This is a genomic window from Acinetobacter pseudolwoffii (assembly GCF_002803605.1).
GTDB classification, from domain to species: domain Bacteria; phylum Pseudomonadota; class Gammaproteobacteria; order Pseudomonadales; family Moraxellaceae; genus Acinetobacter; species Acinetobacter pseudolwoffii.
Map to the genome: position 1 here is coordinate 88,443 of NZ_PHRG01000004.1, position 20,729 is coordinate 109,171.

Genomic DNA, 20,729 nt, shown 5'->3' on the forward strand with positions numbered 1-20,729 from the left:
TATTGCCGTCATCAAGGAAATGTATAACCGCCCTTTTCCTGTGCTATTATACCGCGACTAAATTTGGCCTTTGTAGCGGAGCCGTAATGAGCCAACATCTATCTCTACCTAAAGATAAAATCCGTTTTCTACTGTTAGAAGGCGTTCATCAGAACGCAATCGACACATTGAATGCAGCTGGATATACCAACATCGATTATCGTAAAACAGCGCTCGAAGGCGAAGCACTGAAAGAAGCGATTAAAGATGCACACTTCGTCGGTATTCGTTCCCGTACTCAATTGACTGAAGAAGTATTTGAAGCTGCGAACAAACTGATTGCTGTGGGTTGTTTCTGTATCGGGACCAACCAGGTGAACCTTGATGCTGCGATGCGTCGCGGTATTCCGGTATTTAACGCCCCTTACTCAAATACCCGTTCGGTTGCTGAACTGGTATTGGCAGAAACGATTCTGCTTCTGCGCCGTGTACCTGAAAAATCAACAGATACACATGCAGGTGGCTGGAACAAATCGGCTGTCGGTTCATTCGAAACACGTGGTAAAACTTTAGGTATCGTTGGTTACGGTTCAATCGGTTCACAACTTTCTGTACTGGCTGAAAGCCTGGGCATGAAAGTGACCTATTATGATGCAGTGACAAAACTACCTTTAGGAAATGCACGTCAAGTCGGTTCTATGGGCGAATTACTGGCCAATGCAGATGTGGTTACTCTACATGTTCCGGATCTGCCATCTACCCGTAATTTCTTTGGCAAAGAACAGTTTGCGCAAATGAAAGAAGGTGCAATCTTCCTGAACGCAGCACGTGGTACATGTGTTGTGATTGAAGATCTGGCAGATGCGATCAAGTCTGGTCACATTGCTGGTGCTGCAGTAGACGTATTCCCGAAAGAGCCGAAAGCCAATGGTGAAGAATTCGTTTCTCCACTGCGTAACCTTCCAAACGTGATCCTGACTCCGCACGTGGGTGGTTCGACCATGGAGGCACAAGCCAACATCGGTCTGGAAGTTGCTGAGAAATTCGTTGCCTATTCAGATAAAGGTATGACTTTATCTGCAGTGAACTTCCCGGAAATTGCGCTGCCATTGACTGAAGGTAAACACCGTTTACTGCACATTCATAAAAACATGCCGGGCGTTCTTTCTAAGATCAACAACCTGTTTGCTGAACATGGCATTAACATCTCTGGCCAGTCTTTAATGACCAAAGGTGATGTCGGTTACCTGGTGATGGACGTAGACGCGACTGCATCTAAAGAAGCACTCGATACCCTACATGAAGTTGAAGGAACAATCCGCGTACGCGTACTGTTCTAATTTAACGATATGCAAAAACCACAGCTTTCGGGCTGTGGTTTTTTGTTTTTTAAGGTTTTTATTTTTCAGCCTTTACTGTTCTTCCGCTCTTCGAGAAATCGAAACCTATTAAGTTATGCTGAATTTTAAAATTGCACCTATTGTACAAGCGCCACTGATTCTCCTGATCGCGATGATCAGTATGCAAAGCAGTGGCTCCTTTGCCAAATATCTGTTCGGTCAGTTTCCCATTCTGACCGTTTCAGCCATGCGTCTGCTTTTGGGTGCTGTAATTTTGGCATTGATTTTTAAAATTTGGCAAATTCATTTCAGACAGATCAAGTGGCCGGCCATTCTCAGTTATGGTCTGGCCCTGGCAGGTATGAACCTGCTGTTTTATCTGTCTATTGATCGCTTGCCGCTGGGCATTGCGGTTGCTTTTGAATTCATTGGCCCTTTAAGTGTGGCGCTGTTTTATGCGCGGCAAAAATTTGATTTTGTCTGGGTCGGATTGGCGATTTTAGGCCTGATTCTGCTGTTTCCCTTTGATCAGGCTGCACAGCCACTTGATCCGGTCGGGATTCTATTTGCCCTAAGTGCGGGTGCCTGTTGGGCGCTATACATCGTCGCTGGGCAAAAGCCTTCCGGGGTTTCCGGCAACCATACCGTGTGCTTGGGCATGTTGGTCGGGATGCTGGTACTGATGCCAATTGCACTTTTTGCTGGCATTCCTGCGCATACCTTTGAACCCATCAGCCTGTTATATTTCATGGCTCTGGCTGTGCTGGCCAGCGCCCTGCCTTTTACCCTGGAAATGATTGCCCTGCGAAATTTAACCGCCTTGAGTTTTGGTACTTTGATGAGTCTGGAACCTGCAATCGCAGCACTCTCTGGTTTTATCTTCCTGGGTGAAACTTTATTGTGGACACAATGGCTGGCACTGACCACGATTATTAGTGCTTCAATTGGCTGTACGGTGACCAGTCAAAGACGAAAACATTGAATAAAAATAAAGGCGCTTAAGCGCCTTTATTTAAAATACCTTTATTAGAATCATTTTAACGTGGTGTTGCGTCTTTAATCGCCGTATTTAATACAGTGGCTGCTGTCACATTATAGCCATCACATGCAAAAGCAAGCTGATCATAAGTGTATTCTGTCCATTTGATCATTAAAGGACTGGCATCATTTTCCTTTAATTTGTCTAAAGCCACTTTTCGTGATTGGGCAACATAATCGTTGTGATCAATATGTTCTCCATGTTCCGAGAACGCACTGTTATAAATTCCTCCTTGATATTCGATCGCACCAAAATATTTGTAATATTGCATAGCAGCATCTTTATATTCTGCCTTTTTATATTTCAAGCCAGCCATGGTCTCATCTAGAATAATTTTTGCCAGCTCCTGGACAGACGTTTGTGCTTGCCAAGCAGCCAGCGTGCGATAGTCAGTTTCTGTTTCCGGATCAAATTCAATATATTCTTCTTCCGGATGTTCAGCCTGGAGACGGAAACATTTAGATCCATTCGGGAATATGCGCGCCTTCTGCAAATCAATAAAATTGGCTGCAAACTCATTATAATATTTACGGTCAGCGGCTGTCGTATTATCACTATTAAATAACACTCTGGTTGCAGCATCCTCATACATTTTCACCACAGCAATATTGGTACGTTCAGTTAATGCTTTTCCTGACAGGTCGTACCACTCTATATGCCGATGATTACTGATGTTGTTCTCCGGTATCGTCACAGGACGACTCTTAAATTGAGTGGTCGTATTTTCCAGTACTTTTTCCAGCTTATAGCCGAATGCTGTACGGGTCCGATCTGCAGGAAATACCCCTTTAGCGGTGACATAAGTCGGGAAGACCATGTTCTCCTCAATATTATATTCAGTATCCACGACACTGTTATCATCTGCATATAATATGCCGTCAGTAATTTTATTTTTATGACTGGCCAATAGAAGTTTTTTCGACTCCATGTCTGCTGCATCAGCATTCGGCAAGTTGAACTGATAGTTGTAGAATTCCGACACTGTGTCTGATGCTCCATCACCCGGGGTTCCAGGATTGTTCGGATTACCAGGATTGCTTGGAGCCGGTTGGCTAGGGACTGGTGTATTATTATCCGAATTATCAGAGCTACCACATGCTGCAAGCATACAGCCCAAAATGGCGCAAGAAAGTATTCGTAATTTCATTATTATCTACCTTATTATTTTCATTGTTATTTTAATGCTGCCCCGAATTGGGATCTAAGATATTTTAATAAATATAAAAATAAGATCAAATTAAAAATTGATTAATTTGTAACCACACCTGAGGTAAGTTTAATTTTGAATTTAAAACTTCACATATTTGATTGAGCTAAAATGTAAATTGATTGTCTCCAAACTTAAGTTGCATTCACAAAATATTGCTCTGGCCTACTCAGCAAAAATCAACCAGTTTGCTATAATTTCATTTCTTTCTATTTCTCATTTTCACCCGCTCTGGGTAGAAGCTGCTTTCATGCCAAACGCCCAACTTCTTGCCGTATTCTTCATGGTCTTGTCCATGACTTCGTACCAGATCAGTGCATCTTTTGCCAAACAGCTGTTTAGTGTACTGGATCCGATTACTGTCACCATTTTAAGACTCTGTTTTGCTGCAATCATTGTCTGCGTCATGTTCCGCTCTTGGAAAATAATTTCACGTTTGCCTTTTTTAAAATGGCGGGATTTACTCTGCTATAGCGCGGCTTTAGGGGTCATGAATATTTTATTCTATCTGTCACTTGGTCGTTTACCGCAGGGCATTGCGGTAGGTCTGGAGTTTATTGGCCCTTTGGGCCTGGCTCTACTCTCGATTAAACACCGTAGTGATTATATCTGGGTATTGATGGCCATTTTGGGCATCGCGCTGATGGTGCCATGGGGACAGGCCAACAGCAGTAATTTTGACCTGTTGGGCGCAGCTTGTGCCTTGGGGGCAGGTTTCTGCTGGGCATTATATATTTTCTTTGGCCAACGTGTAGTTCAGCAGAATATCGGCATGCATGCACTGACCATTGCCATCAGTATTTCAGCATTGTGTCTGCTGCCGATCGGGCTCTACAACAACGCGCCCGCATTGATTGATACACAACATTGGGGCAAGGCCATTGTGATTGCAATTCTGGCCACCGCGATTCCTTATGCCCTCGATTTAAAAGCCTTACAGCATTTAAACAAAATGAGTTATGGCACCCTGTCCAGCCTCTCTCCGGCTTTAGCAGCTTTGACCGGTTTTCTGTTATTGGGTGAGAAAATCACGGTACTGCAAGCGGTCGCTCTGGTGTGTATTATGCTGGCCTCTGTCGGTGTGACAGTACGTGCCGCGCGTCAAGGAGCTGCAGAGCGGAGTGCATAAAGCCTGATTGGGATCTGGGCAACTGACTCAATATTTTCATTCATTCTTGTGCTTTCTTCATTTGGAAGAAATACCTCAAAGAAATGAATCCGGATAAAAAGATGGCTGTAGCGCCATCTTTTTTATTTATTTGATGTGAAGTTAAAATTTAGCTTTGTACCAGCATATCTTTTTTCATGTCTTTATAACGTTGATATTCAGTCTTGTACTGCGCTGCTAAAGCGGTCTTTTGCTCTTCACCGAGAATTTTTCCTGCTTGCTGGAAGAAACCATGTTCCTCTTCTTTTAAGTGGTGATGCACTTTTTCGGAAAGCTTTTTGGCAATTGCAATCCAGCCCGGATTACTCAATTCTGTTGCAGTCAGCTCTTCAATCATCTCGTCCATTTCATGATGTTCGGCCAAGGCATGCCGAGTAATATTCAAGCCCGAATCAGTCATCATCAGGGGGATATAGAAATAACGGTCTTCAGCCGCTTCATGGGCAAATAATTCATTCTTGAGTTGTTTGAACAGCTCACGACGTTCTGCTGTATCCCCTGAAGTTTGTAGTAATTTTTCTGCAAGATCACGCTGAATTTCATGACTTTCTCTTAATGCTTCAAAAATGGTGGTCATCTAATTTTTCTCCTGTTTTCGCCCTGCCTTTTTACATCATAGAAAGAAAATGTCATGGGTTCAGGAGGTTTTATAAGTACAAATTGTATAAAAAACTTTAATATTGAGAATGGTTTACATCTATTCTTATATAAAGAAAATCTGATAGGCCATCCGGCAAATCAGTAAACTGACCAGAATCAGGAATAAAATCCGGATAAAGCCACTGCCATATTTAAAGGCTAATTTGACACCTAGCAAGGAACCACAGATATTGGCCACCGCCATCATCGCCCCGACCATAAATAGCACATTGCCGCTGGGAATAAAGAAAGTTAACGCTGCCAGATTGGTGGTGAAATTGGCAATTTTAGATAAAGCTGAAGCATGTAAAAAATCGACACTTAAATAACGAATGAAAAAGAAAATAAAGAAACTGCCCGTACCCGGCCCGAAAATTCCGTCATAAAATCCGATGGCCAGACTGCCCAAAACTGCCAATGCCAACATTTTCCTGGTGAGCTTTTGCTGAACATGCACCTGACCAAACTGCTTTTTCATCACGGTATAAATCGCGATGACAATCAGCATGATCAATACAAAAGGTTTGAGGATTTCGACCGGAATCAGGGTGACACTGGCCGCGCCAATAAACGAGCTGATGAAACTGCAAGCTGCAATCACGCCCAAGAGCAACCACGGCAGTTTTACCTGACGCAAATAGGAAAATGCAGCAGAGCCAGTACCAAAAATCGAGGCCAGTTTGTTGGTACCAAATACGGTAGCCGGCTGTAAATGCGGCAGACTACCCATAATTGCCGGAATCTGGATCAGACCACCACCGCCTACAGCAGCATCAATTCCCCCTGCAAAAAATGCAAAGACAATCAGGCTGATGATGATCTCAATATCCATATTTCAGACCTTGCTTAGAGGTTTAAGACGCGTTTTGGCACCAGGCGTTTTTTATCACTAATTTCCGCCAGGCCTAAACATTTTTCACCATCAAAAACCAAGACCTGTTCAGCTGCATCGTGCTCGATATTACTTTCCATGCCACGGCTAAAATATTCTGCCCGCCCTTCTGGCACTTGGACTTGCGGGAAATGTTGCACCGGCGCATAAGCCGGCAATAACAACCTATCACGCTCGTCTTCACTCAGGCTTTCCAGATATTCAATGGTATAACTCGGGATCAAATCAAAATGACCGGTTTTAATGCGGTGTAAATAGGTCAGATGGCCGTAAGTACCCAAGGCTTTGGCAATATCTTCACCGAGTACCCGGATATAAGTCCCTTTAGAGCAGGTAATATCCAGCGTGATGCTATTTTCAGTAAAGGATAAAAACTCAATGGCCAGAATGCTAATCGGGCGCGCTTCACGTTCAATCTCGATGCCCTTACGTGCCAGTTCGTATAAAGGACGGCCTTCTTTTTTCAGCGCCGAATACATCGGTGGCACTTGCTGGATATCACCGATAAACTGTGTCAAGGTTTCTTGAATCAACGCTTCCGAAAGTTCAGGAACCGCTTTTTCTAATAAGACTTCGCCTTCGACATCGCCGGTGGTGGTGCTATGTCCAAGAAAGACCGTCGTTTGATAACGCTTGACTGAATCTAATAAATAATGCGAAAACTTGGTCGCCTCACCTAAACATATCGGTAATAAACCCGAGGCCAGAGGATCCAGTGCCCCGGTATGGCCTGCTTTTTGCGCACGATACAACCAGCGAACTTTTTGCAATGCAGCATTAGAACTAATGCCCAAGGGTTTATTCAAAAGGAAGACACCACTAAGATGACGACGCTGAATTTTAGGAGATGATGCTTTCATGGCAAAAAATCAGACATTTTATAAATTGGCGCCATGGTAAAACCCTGTGCGATGATTTACAACTTTTCTATGGTATCTGATGATTTTTATGGCATATTCAGCCGAATCAAAACTCTAAAAATAATGAAACCGAAAAAACAGGTGCATAGGATATGCAGAAATACAAGATATGGATCATTCTGGCTCTGGTGGTGCTGTGCTTTATCACCCTGATGCTCTGGTTATCTCCTCAGAATGAATCACAGACAGAGATTATTGGCCAATCACCTCTTAGTGAACGCCGCGGCGAACCCGCTGCATTAAGTATGACCAGCCCGGCCAATGCAGCGTTTTCCAGTGCCAGCCAGCAAGATACCGAAATCAATTGCCAGATGCAGCTGGATGCGAGTAACCGTCTGACCGTCAATGAACAGACTCGAAACTGTTTTGAATATTTTATTACCCAGTTTGGTGAAAAAAATCTGGCGCAGATTCAAAAGGATTTTAAAACTTACATTCGCCAGAATCATAAAGAACCCGCTCTCTCACAAATTCTGGATTTATGGGATCGCTATATTCAGTATCGTCAAGGTTTAGGCCAACTGACTGCACCGACAGGCCTCGATCAGGAAGATCCGGCCTATTACCGCAGCATCTATAGCAGCACCCAGAATTTGCGTAAACAATATTTTTCTAATTATGAAATTGAAGGTTTATTTGGTACCGAAGACACCTATCATGAATATACGCTTGACCGTATGGCCGTGCTGGCAGACAACAGCTTAAGCGAGTCTGAAAAAGCCCAGAAGCTCAAAAATCTGTTTGAAAAATTGCCACAAGACTGGCAGGAAAATCTGGAACAACTGAATAAACTCGAAGATTTACGCAAACTCAGCGCAGACATTAAAGCGCGTGGTGGCTCAAATGCAGAGATTCGTCAAATGCGATTAAACCTGGTCGGCCCTGAAGCCACGCAACGTCTGGAGCAACTGGATGGCGAACGTGCCAGCTGGAAATCCAGTGTCACGACGTATCTCAATGAACGGGATAGCATCATGCAAAGTGGCATGAGTGACAGCGCCAAACAGCAAGCCGTCGAGAAGCTGCGCCAGCAACGTTTTCAACAGCCGAATGACCAGCTGCGGGTCGAAACCTTTGAAAAGATTCATGATCAAGGCGGCAAGTTGCCCTTTGCGAATTAAGCCTAAAAGCCATCACCTGTTGATGGCTTTTTTATGATTCTCATATCGAAAGCTTTATGCCTTCATATCTCCCACCCTAACTTTGTTTCTAAATATTTCTTGTTTACACAAAATAACCTCAATGAGTGTTTTGTATTTCAACAACTTAAAATTTAAATACAGCCGTAAATAAAACATATTCTTACAATGTAAATCTCTTCTCTCTGTCGTGTCCTAAAATGACATGGTTTTAGCGCGTTGAAGTGAAAAAATACCGCTACTCAAAAGAAAAATTGCTCAGCCATAGAAGGCCAAAACTGTATGGTCCAAAGTCTGATTTTGTGGCTTACAACACTCTAGAAAAGCAATGATTGCTTTAATAACGATAAAATTAAAAAGGGATGCTTATGCGTACTTTCAGCAAGACAGCACAGTTACTGACTGTGACTTTAGCAACAACTCTGGGATTAAGCTTTTCTGCACAGGCTCATGCCGCGGCAAGTGCGACACAGGTGATTGAAAAGGCCAGATCTGATTATGCCAAAACCAAATATCCTATTCTGATGGTACATGGCTGGCTAGGCTGGTCACGCATTGGCACCGACAGCATCGGGCTGGATTACTGGTATCAGATTCTGCCGGATATGGCACGCAATGGTTCTACCGTCTTTGCTGCACAGTTGTCTCCGGCAAATAAGACAGCACATCGCGGTGAACAGCTGATCAGCCAGGTTGAAGATGTGATAGCAATCACCGGCAAACACAAAGTCAACCTGATTGGTCACTCTCATGGCGGGCCAACCGTGCTCTATGTCGCTGCCACTAAACCAGAATATCTGGCATCGATTACAGGCGTTGCTGGTACCTATCATGGTTCTAAAGTTGCTGACGATATTCAAAGCAATAGTTTAAGCCGCACCGCGTTTAATATTTTAGGTGACTATATTGTGGGACCTTTAATTGCACTCGCTCAGCTTAAACCTGAATTAGAAATCGATTTTGATGCATCGATGAAATCACTAACCCAAACAGAATCAAAAAACTTTAATGCAACTGTTGCAAAAGAAGCAGTCAAAGACGGCGTTTTAGCAGCGACTGAGAACTGTAATAAAAACCTCAAACCTAAAGATTCTAAAGGTATTTATTACTATTCATGGACAGGTGTGGCACAAGCCACCAATGCCTTAGACATCGATACGATTTTAATGCAACTGGGCCCACTGTCTTATGGCAATAAAAACAATGATGGTATGGTCGCACGTTGTAGTACTTATATGGGTAAAGTGATTAATGACAATTACAAACTCAATCATACCGATCTTGCCAACATGATGTTTGGCTTGAAAGGTCTATTCGCTCCAGATCCGGTGACGTTATACCGTCAGCATGCCAACCGCTTAAAGCTGCAAGGTTTGTAAGCGGCTCGCCTTTATCGGGATTGATAAAGGCTTTGCTATATAAGCGGTCATCATTTTCCCGGATGAAGCAGAGATAGAATAATGAAAACAATAAGCCTGGTATTCAGTCTATTTATTGGATTCAGTTGTTCCTTGGCTTATGCCAAGCAGAGTCCATTGATTGAATATACACCCAAATTCGCTATATCCAGCTACGCCAAAACCCATTATCCGCTCATCTTTGTCCATGGCTTCGGTCTGGGCTTTAACCGCATTGGAACCGATAACATCGGTTTAGATTATTGGTATCAGATCCCGCAAGATTTAGCCCGTCATGGTGCGCGTGTATTTTCCGCGGAATTATCTGCGGTTGCATCCAATGAACTACGTGGTGAACAGCTGTTACTACAAATTGACGAAGTTCTTGCACTGACGGGTAAAGCTAAAGTCAATCTGATTGGACATAGTCAAGGTGGACCAACCATTCAATATATTGAAGCTGTTGCACCTGCCAAAGTGGCTTCACTGACCGCAATTGCAGGTGCGATGAAAGGCACACCTGTTTTTGTCAATACCAGCCAGACACCTTTACTAGAACCGCTGATTCATGCCATTGGAACAATTCTGGGCTACAGCATGAATCTGGTAACAGCAAATCAATATCCCGTAAATATCACAGCGGCCTTAAGTGCCATGCATCCTGAAGACATTCGAGCCTTCAATATAAAATACGGTTCTGCTGCGATTCCTAAAGACTGTCAGACCCAAGGCATAAAGATCACAGCCAATGGCATTCATCATTACTCCTGGATGGGCAACCGGCAAACCACCAATCCTCTGGATATCATTGAATCGACTATTGTCAGTTTAGGCGGGACTTTCTTAAAAGGTGAAGCCAACGATGGCGCTCTACCTTTATGTAGTGGACGTTATGGTCAGATCATTCGTCAAGACTATGCCCACAATCATTTCGATGAAGTGAACCAGTTCTTCGGCATTTTAGGGCCTTTTGCCCAAGACCCGATAGCACTCTATCGCCAACATGCCAACCGGCTCAAACTGCAAGGCTTATAAATCATTCACTGCTATCCATCAATCATAATTTTTAAATACAGCAACTTAAAACTTAACTCGCCCGTTTCGGATGGGTCATTTGGCAAAGCAGGATAAGAATCATCCTGTCAAAACAACAAAAATGAGGAAAATAGCATGAAATACGGATTATTCATCACCAGTCTGCTGCTGGCAGGCACATGTGTCACGGCTCAGGCATCCACTCAGGCCAGTCAGGTCACAGCGAAAGCCAGCTCACACTATGCCAAGACCCAATATCCCATCGTGTTTGCACACGGGATGGCAGGCTTTATCCGGGTCGGTACAGATCAGTTTGGTCTGGATTACTGGTATCAGATTTTACCGGATCTGGCCCGCAATGGTGGCAATGTCTGGGCGACCCGAGTATCGCCGTTTAACTCATCAGAAATTCGCGGTGAACAACTCTTAGAACAAGTGAAGGAAATTCGGGCGATTACAGGCGCATCTAAAGTCAATCTGATTGGTCATTCTCATGGTGGTCCCACGATTCGTTATGTCGCTGGTGTAGCGCCTCAACTGGTCGCCTCTCTGACTGCGGTCGGTGCGCCGCATAAAGGCTCACCAGTTGCAGATCTGATTCTTCAGGCAGAAGATACGCCACTACAAGGCCCTTTGGTCGGTGGGATTAATCTGGTGTCTAAAGCCATCACCTGGGCCCAAGGACTGGATCCAAACAGCTTCCCGCATGATTCTCTTGCAGGTGGTCGCAGTCTGACACTGGCAGGATCGGCACAATTTAATCAGAAATATCCGCTGGGAATGTCAAGCACGACCTGTGGCGAAGGTGCCTATAAACAGAATAATATTTATAACTATTCATTTACCGGCACCGGCACAGTCACCAATATTCTCGATCCTGACTCTGCTTTGAAAGTCACCAGCCTGCTGATTGATGGTGGCAAGGACAATGATGGTCTGGTCTCTCGCTGTAGTGCCAAATTTGGTAAAACCATTCGTGATAACTACAACTGGAATCACTTAGATGAAGTCAATATGGTCTTGGGCCTGAAAAGCATCTTTGCCCCTGACCCGGTCGATGTGTATCGCCAACATGCCAACCGGTTGAAGCTTCAAGGCTTATAGTTCTTATATCAATATTAGAATATAAAAAATGCGCCCAAAGGCGCATTTTTTAACTCGAGATAAAACTTAACTTGAGCCTAAACTTAAGAAGCTTTAACTTTACGAGCTGGTAATTTTTCACGGATACGTGCAGCTTTACCAGACAATTCGCGTAGGTAGTAAAGTTTAGCGCGACGAACATCACCACGACGTTTCACTTCAACTTTAGCTACGATTGGAGAGTGAGTTTGGAATACACGCTCAACACCAACACCGCTAGAAATTTTACGTACTGTGAACGCAGAGTTCAAGCCACGGTTTTTCTTCGCAATTACCACACCTTCAAAAGCCTGAAGACGCTCACGGTCGCCCTCTTTAACTTTTACAGAAACAATCACTGTATCACCTGGTGCGAAAGCAGGGATGTCTTGTTTCAATTGTGCATTTTCAATTACTTGAACTAAAGGATGCTTACCGCTCATGGGGTATCTCCAATAATGCGAGTCAGAAGAGGTCTGATCATCGCGGGGGCTAGAGGCTAAAGCGCATAGACCCGATTATCTTTCCCTTTAAAGTTGACCATCTCAACTTTAAAGAGCCTATTAAAGAATACTTAAACTCAATTTAAGTACCGTTTTCGAAGACAGCACCAATTTCTCAGCAATGTCTTACAAATCTTTCAGCCATTTTTTTTGCTGCTTGGTCAATTCTACTTGTTCGACCAGTTCAGGTCGACGTTCAAGTGTCCGTTGATAACGCTGCAAAAACCGCCATTTTTCAATGTTTGCATGATGACCTGATTTAAGTACCTCAGGCACATCCAAACCTTCAAACTGGTCAGGCTTGGTATATTGTGGGCAGTCTAACAGACCATCCACAAAGGAGTCTTGCACATGGGATTGTTCATCAGACATCGCCCCCGGAAGTCTCCGGATAATACTGTCCAATAAAACCATCGCTGGCAGTTCACCACCCGACAAAACATAATCACCAATTGACCATTCCTGATCAACATATTGCTGGATCAAACGTTCATCGACCCCCTCATAACGCCCACACAGTACAATCAATCCGTCATATTGAACGAAGTCCTGTACCGCAGCTTCATTTAAGGTTTTTCCTTGCGGTGACATATACACCACAGGAACCTGAACTGCGCCTGCTTCATTTGCAAGCTCTTTGGCACGGTGAATTGCTTGTGCCAGAGGCTTTGCCATCATCACCATACCCGGACCACCACCGAATGGACGTTCATCCACCCGTTTATAGTTGCCCGTTGCAAAATCGCGTGGATTGATGCAATGAATTTGCATCAAATCACGTTTTGCTGCGCGCCCGCTAATACCGTAGGCTGTAATCGCTTCAAACATTTCAGGAAAAAGCGTAATGACTGCAAAAAACATCGCAGACTCCCTTATTTCCAAAAAGTGTTAGTAGTCTACGCCCCAATTGACGTAAATACGACCAGCTTCAAGATCAACGCGTTGTACCACATCTTTATGCCATGGAATCATGCGCTCTTCGCCATCGATACTGTCGGCAGTTGCGCGAACCACCATCACATCATTGGCACCTGTTTCAAACAGTTCAAAAATTTGACCGAGATTCACTTCTTGATCCTCATCATTCAGACCTAACACTGTTAGACCCTTTAAATCAGACCAATAATATTCATCTACACCCGCTTGAGGCAGTTGCGATTTAGCAATCCAGACATTGGTGCCAACCAGTTGGTCTGCCCCAGTGCGATCACTCACACCTTTAAGCGAAACAACCAGGCCTTTACCATGTGGTTTCCAACGTTTTACATCGACAATTTGCCAACCTGCTTTGGTCTCAATGTACCAAGGCAGATAGTCAAATATGTTGCTCATGGGTTCTGTATTGGAATAGACCCAGAGCCACCCATTTAATCCATATGCTGAACGTAGCTGTCCAATCTGAATACGATCTTCGGGAACATTCTGTGTTGGTGTCATGGGCAATCTACTACCATATTAAACAGCAGTTGCAGCTTTTTTAGCTTGAGCAGCTAAAGAAGCAACGCGATCTGAAGGTTGAGCACCTTGAGAAACCCAGTGAGCAAAACGGTCAGCATCTAAACGAAGTTTTTCTGCTTTACCTTGAGCTGTCGGGTTGAAGAAACCGATACGTTCGATGAAACGACCGTCACGCGCATTGCGGCTGTCAGTTACAACGATTTGATAGAATGGACGCTTTTTAGCACCACCACGAGTAAGACGAATAACAACCATGATAGAACCTTATAGTTTTTACGGATTATCCCTGTATCGACCATCGATACAGCTCAAACCCCTTTCATAGAGGGCAGTATTTTACTTGAACTTTGCCCTGAATGAAAGATTAAAAAGTGTGTTTGGCTACAATTTTGGATTTGGAGTTATTTGCCGTCCCATGGCGAGCAGACCAGAGCATCCTTATACCAACACTGTTTTCCTTGAGAGTCCAGTGTTAACACACCAGTATTTAGCATTCCATTTATTGGTGTCGCAGTTAAACGCCATGAACCATTTTTTGTCGTTGCAGAATAGGCTACGCCGTCAATATCTGTAATTGAAAGATTATAATTACTTGCTCCGGTTGTCGGTATTGTAGAATTGACTAATCCGGAAGTTCCAATATCTTTGAAAGAACCATTTGCAATTTTGTAAGCCGTTAACTTTTGAGCCATCTCTTGCATAAGTGTTTGTGCTTCAACTCTTTTTGTTCTTTTTGAGTATTCTATATAATTTGGATAAGCAATTGCAGCTAAGATGCCTATGATTACAACTACAATCATTAACTCAATTAATGTAAAGCCATTTTTAATCATGATGACACCTTACAACTTGCAGGCACCGTACATGTATCTGTTTCTTTCCATCGGCATGAAGTTCCCTCACTATTCAACGCAAAGTTATTGTATTTAGCAGCATCTTTTAAATCTTTATTGACACACGCTACTAATATCCATTTTTGAAAAATTGAAGTATCAATAACAATATTATATTTAATATCTGTTCCTACCTTGCCTTTCGGGGTAGTTTTATCTTCAGAATCTAATATAAAATTTTTATAACTAAAGTTTGTACTCCGTTCACTTTCAAGCTTAAGTGCAATATCTTGCAATTTCTGTTCAACAATTTTTTCATTATTTTTACGTGCATAATGTTGGTAACTTGGCAGCGCAATGGCTGCCAAAATCGCAATAATAATAACAGCCAACATTAATTCAATTAATGTAAACCCTTTAGCCATTATTTCGCTCCCACATATGGTGTCATATCATACCAACGGGTTGGTAATAACTTATTTGCAGTTTGATACTCTGTAATTGAATTTTGTGTGCAGTCTGAACCAATACATATTTCTGGAGGTTTATTAAAAATTAATTTTCGAGAACCTTGGGTAGAGCCAGGTCCAACATTGAGACCAATAATCCCTCCACCTAAGTCACCTACAGTTGTAATTTTTGTATCTGTTCCACACTTACCAGATGGCAAACATAATTTGACTGCTGTACTTACTCCAACAATACCGCCAGAACAACTGGTACTACTTCCATTACTGCCATTGTTGGTTTTACTTGGGTCAAAAATTGAATAGTATAAATCACCATCTAGAGCGACGCCTTCGGATAATCCTCTTGTTTGATATGATTTTGAATTACCCCCACTAGTAGCTGTTATGATAGGTAATCGATAATACCAGCCAGCTGTTTTATCAGTCGCTGCACCAGCCTTATAAATTTCATTCATATTTGTTAATTTGACTGTTGTGCCTTTTGCAGGTGTAGTTTTAGTTACATCATTATCATAGAACCCTAAAATCATATCTTGTGCAGAACTGTCAGACTTCAAAGGACTACTTCTATCTCCTGAAGCCATCGAAATGACTGCATATTTTTTAGCTACAGTATTTGTATGAATGGTAAATGTGGGTGCCTCATAAAAACGTGGGGGATTTTTACCGGCTTCTTTTGCATCGGCAAACTCAAAAGCATTAAGCACAAACTTATTATTTACATCATTTGCTTTGTGGCTTGGATTCAAATCTACACGAAACACCTTACCTCCCAAGTCACCGACATAAAGATGATCGACTAAACCATCACCATCTCGGTCTACTGTTTTTACTCTTGATGGAATACTATTAACCATACCATCAATTTTCGTTTCAACCCCGCCTGTTGCAGTTCCATCTCGATTTCCAGCATTACTACTGCCCCACCAGAGCAACTTTCCATTTTCTGCATCAAAAATATAAATCCCGTTTCCTTTTACATTCCCAGAAGATGAGCTAGTAAAAGTAGGATCCTCATATTTCATATCATAGCCACCACCTACAATCATGGCGAGTTTGCGCTGACCATTCCATTTGATATAAGCAACTGTTGGTTTAGACCAACTTTGCCCCATATAGGACAATGCTCCGCTTGTTGCACTATCTGGGTCAATATGGAACATCAGTTTTGGCTTAGACATATCAGAAAGGTTTAAAGCGTAATAGCTCCGTCCTCCCATACGTAAGCCCCCATATACATATTGATGACTGTTTTTCCCATCTGCTTTTACTTGCAAACCGTCACGTTCAACAGTTTTTCCATCGACTATAGCATCATAAAAATTAGGCTCATAAACCGTATGTGCAGTCCAAGGACCATCTATTCCATAATAAAAATTATCATTATTATCTGAGGCTTTCTCTACAGCCATTGATTCAAAGAAGCCCTTTTTTTGTCTAGCCAACATTTCTTTAGGAACAAATGAAAACACTTCTTCACCACTCCCCGAAGCGATTCCACTACCATTTATTACTTGGGCATTTTGTGTTCCCGATTTAACAACATGCAGAACACCTTGTGTTGTACCAAAAAGCACATAGTCATCACGATCTACTGACCCTAATGACCCCGTATCAGCAACAATTGCACCTTTTTGTGTGAGTAAAATAGGTGAAGAATGAATAATAGAACCTAGTTGGTAACCTTTTAATGCATCTTTAGTTTTTAAATAGGTTAATTGCTCTGTATAAGATTTTTGTCTTAACGCCGTTAAATCGGCTTCTGTGAGTTTTGAATATCCCAATAAACCATATAAGTACTCTCGCTCAGCCAAAGTTTCTGATTTAAGAATGCTTTCCGCAGATTTTAATTCCCCAGCAGAACTATCACTGTTGATAAATACTTTTCTTTGTAAAACTAAATTTGATCCATCTAATTTGGGTAATTGCGTACCCAATAATTGACTTAAATTACCACCATAGCTGATTACTTGATCTGGCTGTGCAGCGCTGCTGTTAAACCAATAATCTTTCAATGCAGTATTAAAATCTGTTGCATTGCTATATACCAATTTTTTATTAATATCATATAAAGTACCGTCAATAACATTGTATTTTTTTAAGTTGCCGATCCATAGCTGATCTTGCGTGCCAATCAACGGTTTAAACATCGGGAAATAAGCAAAAGGCTGCAACTGATTTGTATTTAATGCATCTACTGGAATGGTGCTGCTACCGATGGTTGAACCTTCGATAGGTACGGTAGTTTCAGTAATAAACGATTTTAAACTCGCAACTAAATCCTCAGAAGATTGTGCAGTATAGAAACCACCTTCACCATAACCACCTTCACTACCTGTTCCATTAGGTATGGTTTTAGAGCCCCACAAACATAAATTACGCTCATTACTATTTGCAGTACCCACTTTACTACAATCAAAGTATTTTTTATCACCTTGCGTAATAATCGCATCATCAGATGTTAAGTACCCTCCACCAAAACCTACTGTAGCAGTTTTCACTTTTTTATTATGTGCTCGAATGGACTGAGCATAATAGCCAATCTCTTTCCAGTAACTAGAATATGAACCTGTTCCAACCAAGTTTTTATCCGTTTTTTTTGTAAGCCCGCTAGGGTAAGAAAAGTTTGCACTATCTCCATCAGGCGTACCATCTGTTAAAAAATAGATCCCATTTCCCGTACAACTCTCGCTAGTATTCGAACTTCCCGATGTATCAATATAAACCTTACCAGCGAAATTATATGCTGTTGCTATAGGAGTTCCACCATTTGCTGTAATTTTTTGAATTTTATTAATTAAAGTTTTTTTGTTTGTCGTATCAGGATCCATTGATAAAAAGTCTTGTAAATTTTCAGCTTTTGAACCTGAATATACACCTAGTCCAAGTTGAATATCTTTACCAATAGTTGAATCTAAGATGAGGGATATTAAGCCTTTCCTTAGATTAACAATTCGGTTATAACAATTGTATGTTGTTCCACTTTGCAACACACATAATTTTTTTATTTTTGCTTTATATCCAGCATCATCAGTATCAAAAGTCTTTGATAAATCAACTTGACAATACATATCAGTATCTTTAATTGTGTAATTATATTCCCCCACTTTAAGTGAGTTATATAAAGATGAATTTATTGTCGTACCTTTTGAACATACTTCAGTTGTAGTATCCCACCACTCCCACCAGCTTCCTTTAGTAGTAAAACTATTACCATAATCTTGTTTCATATAAGTATCGTGGTTCATACTTCCCGACTTATCGAGCATCATATAAATCTTAGTTGTCCCAGTCCCCCCCGCTTGATAAATATCAATATCACTTGCCTGAATTTGCACAGGTAAACCCGCCAAAATCAACGAAGTTACAGATGCAGCTAAAGTCGACACTTTAAAACGCATCCAATGGCTTGGAATCTGTTTATTCTTGTTCATAAAAACCTCTAACTAATCCTAACCTCAGGTCGAACCTGATTTTTTTAAAAATTGCCCCAAACTATATTCAGAAATCTGAGTAGTAAACGGTACATTTAACTTATGCAAACACTCAGATACAGTGACTTTGTCATCGGTACTAATATCTGTAATACTTGGATCGATATAACTCGCTCTTTTTAAACATGCATTTATCTCTTTCGCAGAAGCACTACTTAAAACAGGCATAACTGAGATCGCAGTCACTACGAGTGTTTTTGGCTCATCAATTTTTGCTCCTTCAGCATCAGTACCTTCTGGCACACCACTAAAAGGCAACACAGGCTTAATAGTAGACGTACCAACACGCACTGAAATCTGCGTCAAAGCAGCAGAACGGCCACTGCTAAAGAAGCCATCCTCATATTTACAAAAACTATCAAGCGTTCCTAAATTCGATGTTTGTAATTTTGAAGAATTATCAATATAAGCAAGACCAGCTCTACGCAAGGAAAAAAAGTCTTTCTCCGACCCCTTGTAACAGAAAACCAATTCTTTATTTCGATTTGCATCCATTTTTGGATAACCAAACAAATTTGTTCCGAGTAAATAGGTTTCGAGTTTGGCTTTATCTTCAATAGGAATAAAAACTGCATCAGTATTCTGATTTAAAATTTGAATAGCTTGACTATTAGTTGCCACTTTAAGTCCAAACCATCCTGCCTTTACTGCCATTGCACCAATGATGGTGATTACAATCAGTATAAACAGCACTACGATCAACGTTGAGCCCATCTGCGTGTTTGTCTTTAAACTCATTGCGCATCTCCTATTGCATTACGCATGACAACAGTTTGCTCCAAAGGAACTCTTAAAAATTTTCCAGTAACGCCTGTAGGATTACTTACTGTATAAGAGTTATTTAATAAGGTATAAGATGCGGGAATAACAGTATTTCCACCCGAATTATCAACAGAGCGTATAAGCACACCTAGTTGTAACGTAACCGGCCTAATAGTAGTTGCAGCATCTGCAAATTGTTTTAGAGTGAGGTAACTCATTTGGTTTGAAGCATTCACAACACCAACAAGCACTTTAAATTGGTCTACTCGCTGTAAAACAACCTGACCTGTACTACTACTGGTTAAATCAGTCAAGGTAGGGGTTACTGCACTAGAGTCATAATGCCCTGCCGCACAAGCGAGAACATAATCGTTTTTACTTTTTTCATCTTTTCGAATAAAATATTTTTGTACAACCACCGTTGTTGCTGAAGTAACTTTCTTACCTTCACAATCAAAACCATTAAGCTGTGCTGGTTTATACTGAATCACTAAAATGTCACTTTTTATATTGGCTAAACTATCTCCAGTTGATGTAGAACTTAATGCTAAATCAGTAGTTGTCATTGCTGAAGGGTAATTCTCTTTTTTAACAATCAAACCAGATAATTTACTATTTTTCATTATTCGCCCACCCAAATCTAAATTGGTCTGACGAATATCAGCTGTAATATAGTTCATGCCAAAATTTGCATTATCTTGCACATTTTCCATTGCTTTTTGATATGAAAGCGTAGACTGCCCACTAATTAAAAGCTGTATAGCAGCAGCAACAATAATCAACCCAAGCGCTAAAGCAACCATTAACTCAACAAGGGTAAACCCCTTAATTTTGATTTTCATTAGAATGCCTCCACTACAACACAACGGGCACCTGACTTATATTTAAATTTATCTGCTTCTGTACAGGCTGCAGCATCACTATTACTTTGAGATGCTTTGGTTTCATCCCATGCTACATATATACAATTTCTCAAATTTTTTGTATCTGGACAGGAAAGTATGGCTATAGTCATATTCTTGTTTTTTGCCAGTTGAGTTACATCTGCAATATCTTTGAGTGCAAAATCATTCGCAGTACAATACGCATTTAAGCACTTGGTTGTGTCTGTCGAACTCACACCTTTATACGTACCTGACCTATTAAAATACATACGCTCACTTAAGTTTCGAGCAATATTAACTGCCTCTATTTTACGTAAAGCCTGCTCTCCCATCCCCAAAGATTTGTACTGTAACAATGCAAAACCTAAAACAGCAACTCCCAATAAGAGCATTGCGACTATGACTTCCATCAAACCGACACCTTTCTGATATTTCATATTTTTCTCTT

21 protein-coding genes are annotated in these 20,729 nt (G+C 41.6%); 7 read left to right on the forward strand and 14 right to left on the reverse strand.

Annotated elements, in window-relative coordinates; all coding sequences use genetic code 11:
• Positions 1-86 precede the first annotated feature (86 nt).
• Together serA and CWI32_RS09615 are read left to right on the forward strand one after the other, a co-directional pair.
• The gene (gene serA, locus CWI32_RS09610; RefSeq protein WP_005094251.1) at positions 87-1,319 is read left to right on the forward strand and encodes a phosphoglycerate dehydrogenase; all 1,233 of its coding nucleotides are present in this window, start codon (positions 87-89) and stop codon (positions 1,317-1,319) included.
• Positions 1,320-1,434: 115 nt separating this feature from the next.
• On the forward strand, positions 1,435-2,301 hold the full coding sequence (locus CWI32_RS09615) for an EamA family transporter (RefSeq protein WP_005168793.1): 867 nt from the start codon (positions 1,435-1,437) through the stop codon (positions 2,299-2,301).
• A 55-nt stretch (positions 2,302-2,356) separates the two neighbouring features.
• Here the strand turns inward: CWI32_RS09615 and CWI32_RS09620 are convergent, their stop codons facing one another.
• Positions 2,357-3,505, reverse strand: a complete 1,149-nt coding sequence (locus tag CWI32_RS09620; protein ID WP_100535199.1) for a hypothetical protein — start codon at positions 3,503-3,505, stop codon at positions 2,357-2,359.
• Between the two features lie 310 nt (positions 3,506-3,815).
• Between CWI32_RS09620 and CWI32_RS09625 the strand changes: the two genes are divergently transcribed.
• Entirely contained in the window at positions 3,816-4,694 is an 879-nt protein-coding gene (locus tag CWI32_RS09625; protein ID WP_034608362.1) for an EamA family transporter, read from the forward strand.
• Between the two features lie 148 nt (positions 4,695-4,842).
• Here the strand turns inward: CWI32_RS09625 and CWI32_RS09630 are convergent, their stop codons facing one another.
• The 3 genes from CWI32_RS09630 to truB form a co-directional block, all read right to left on the reverse strand.
• Positions 4,843-5,310 carry a hemerythrin domain-containing protein gene (locus CWI32_RS09630; RefSeq protein WP_074383606.1) on the reverse strand — a complete coding sequence of 156 codons (468 nt, stop codon included), beginning with the start codon at positions 5,308-5,310 and terminating at the stop codon, positions 4,843-4,845.
• Between the two features lie 126 nt (positions 5,311-5,436).
• Positions 5,437-6,204, reverse strand: a complete 768-nt coding sequence (locus CWI32_RS09635; RefSeq protein WP_100535200.1) for a sulfite exporter TauE/SafE family protein — start codon at positions 6,202-6,204, stop codon at positions 5,437-5,439.
• Between the two features lie 14 nt (positions 6,205-6,218).
• Positions 6,219-7,124, reverse strand: a complete 906-nt coding sequence (gene truB / locus CWI32_RS09640; RefSeq protein WP_100535201.1) for a tRNA pseudouridine(55) synthase TruB — start codon at positions 7,122-7,124, stop codon at positions 6,219-6,221.
• A gap of 152 nt (positions 7,125-7,276) precedes the next feature.
• Here truB and CWI32_RS09645 point away from each other — a divergent pair, with 152 nt between their 5' ends.
• From CWI32_RS09645 to CWI32_RS09660, 4 genes are all read left to right on the forward strand, one after another.
• Positions 7,277-8,305, forward strand: coding sequence for a lipase secretion chaperone (locus tag CWI32_RS09645; RefSeq protein ID WP_100535202.1), 1,029 nt, complete (start codon positions 7,277-7,279; stop codon positions 8,303-8,305).
• 386 nt (positions 8,306-8,691) lie between these two features.
• Complete coding sequence (locus tag CWI32_RS09650; RefSeq protein ID WP_100535203.1) at positions 8,692-9,702, forward strand: lipase family alpha/beta hydrolase; 1,011 nt, start codon at positions 8,692-8,694, stop codon at positions 9,700-9,702.
• Positions 9,703-9,783: 81 nt separating this feature from the next.
• Positions 9,784-10,755, forward strand: coding sequence for an esterase/lipase family protein (locus tag CWI32_RS09655; RefSeq protein ID WP_100535204.1), 972 nt, complete (start codon positions 9,784-9,786; stop codon positions 10,753-10,755).
• A 135-nt stretch (positions 10,756-10,890) separates the two neighbouring features.
• Positions 10,891-11,859: an esterase/lipase family protein gene (locus tag CWI32_RS09660; RefSeq protein WP_074383612.1), complete on the forward strand. Its 969-nt coding sequence runs from the start codon at positions 10,891-10,893 to the stop codon at positions 11,857-11,859.
• Between the two features lie 83 nt (positions 11,860-11,942).
• On the opposite strand, the gene rplS is transcribed toward CWI32_RS09660, so the two are convergent.
• The 10 genes from rplS to pilV form a co-directional block, all read right to left on the reverse strand.
• Positions 11,943-12,320, reverse strand: coding sequence for a 50S ribosomal protein L19 (rplS, locus tag CWI32_RS09665; RefSeq protein WP_005094271.1), 378 nt, complete (start codon positions 12,318-12,320; stop codon positions 11,943-11,945).
• Between the two features lie 186 nt (positions 12,321-12,506).
• Positions 12,507-13,241 carry a tRNA (guanosine(37)-N1)-methyltransferase TrmD gene (gene trmD / locus CWI32_RS09670; RefSeq protein ID WP_100535205.1) on the reverse strand — a complete coding sequence of 245 codons (735 nt, stop codon included), beginning with the start codon at positions 13,239-13,241 and terminating at the stop codon, positions 12,507-12,509.
• A gap of 27 nt (positions 13,242-13,268) precedes the next feature.
• Positions 13,269-13,817 (reverse strand): ribosome maturation factor RimM, encoded by a 549-nt coding sequence (gene rimM, locus CWI32_RS09675; protein ID WP_100329381.1) that lies wholly within the window; start codon positions 13,815-13,817, stop codon positions 13,269-13,271.
• Between the two features lie 18 nt (positions 13,818-13,835).
• On the reverse strand, positions 13,836-14,093 hold the full coding sequence (gene rpsP / locus CWI32_RS09680; protein ID WP_005094274.1) for a 30S ribosomal protein S16: 258 nt from the start codon (positions 14,091-14,093) through the stop codon (positions 13,836-13,838).
• 146 nt (positions 14,094-14,239) lie between these two features.
• Entirely contained in the window at positions 14,240-14,671 is a 432-nt protein-coding gene (locus CWI32_RS09685) for a type IV pilin protein (RefSeq protein WP_100535206.1), read from the reverse strand.
• A complete protein-coding gene (locus tag CWI32_RS09690; protein WP_100535207.1) occupies positions 14,668-15,096 on the reverse strand; it encodes a prepilin-type N-terminal cleavage/methylation domain-containing protein in 429 nt (142 codons plus the stop codon). The genes CWI32_RS09685 and CWI32_RS09690 overlap by 4 nt, the downstream gene beginning before the upstream one ends.
• Positions 15,096-18,575, reverse strand: coding sequence for a pilus assembly protein (locus tag CWI32_RS09695; RefSeq protein WP_100535208.1), 3,480 nt, complete (start codon positions 18,573-18,575; stop codon positions 15,096-15,098). Before CWI32_RS09695 ends, CWI32_RS09690 begins: the two co-directional genes overlap by 1 nt.
• A gap of 24 nt (positions 18,576-18,599) precedes the next feature.
• Positions 18,600-19,373: a hypothetical protein gene (locus tag CWI32_RS09700; protein ID WP_005249804.1), complete on the reverse strand. Its 774-nt coding sequence runs from the start codon at positions 19,371-19,373 to the stop codon at positions 18,600-18,602.
• The gene (locus CWI32_RS09705) at positions 19,370-20,239 is read right to left on the reverse strand and encodes a prepilin-type N-terminal cleavage/methylation domain-containing protein (RefSeq protein ID WP_100535209.1); all 870 of its coding nucleotides are present in this window, start codon (positions 20,237-20,239) and stop codon (positions 19,370-19,372) included. Before CWI32_RS09705 ends, CWI32_RS09700 begins: the two co-directional genes overlap by 4 nt.
• The gene (gene pilV, locus CWI32_RS09710) at positions 20,239-20,718 is read right to left on the reverse strand and encodes a type IV pilus modification protein PilV (protein ID WP_005249800.1); all 480 of its coding nucleotides are present in this window, start codon (positions 20,716-20,718) and stop codon (positions 20,239-20,241) included. Before pilV ends, CWI32_RS09705 begins: the two co-directional genes overlap by 1 nt.
• Between the last annotated feature and the right edge of the window lie 11 nt (positions 20,719-20,729).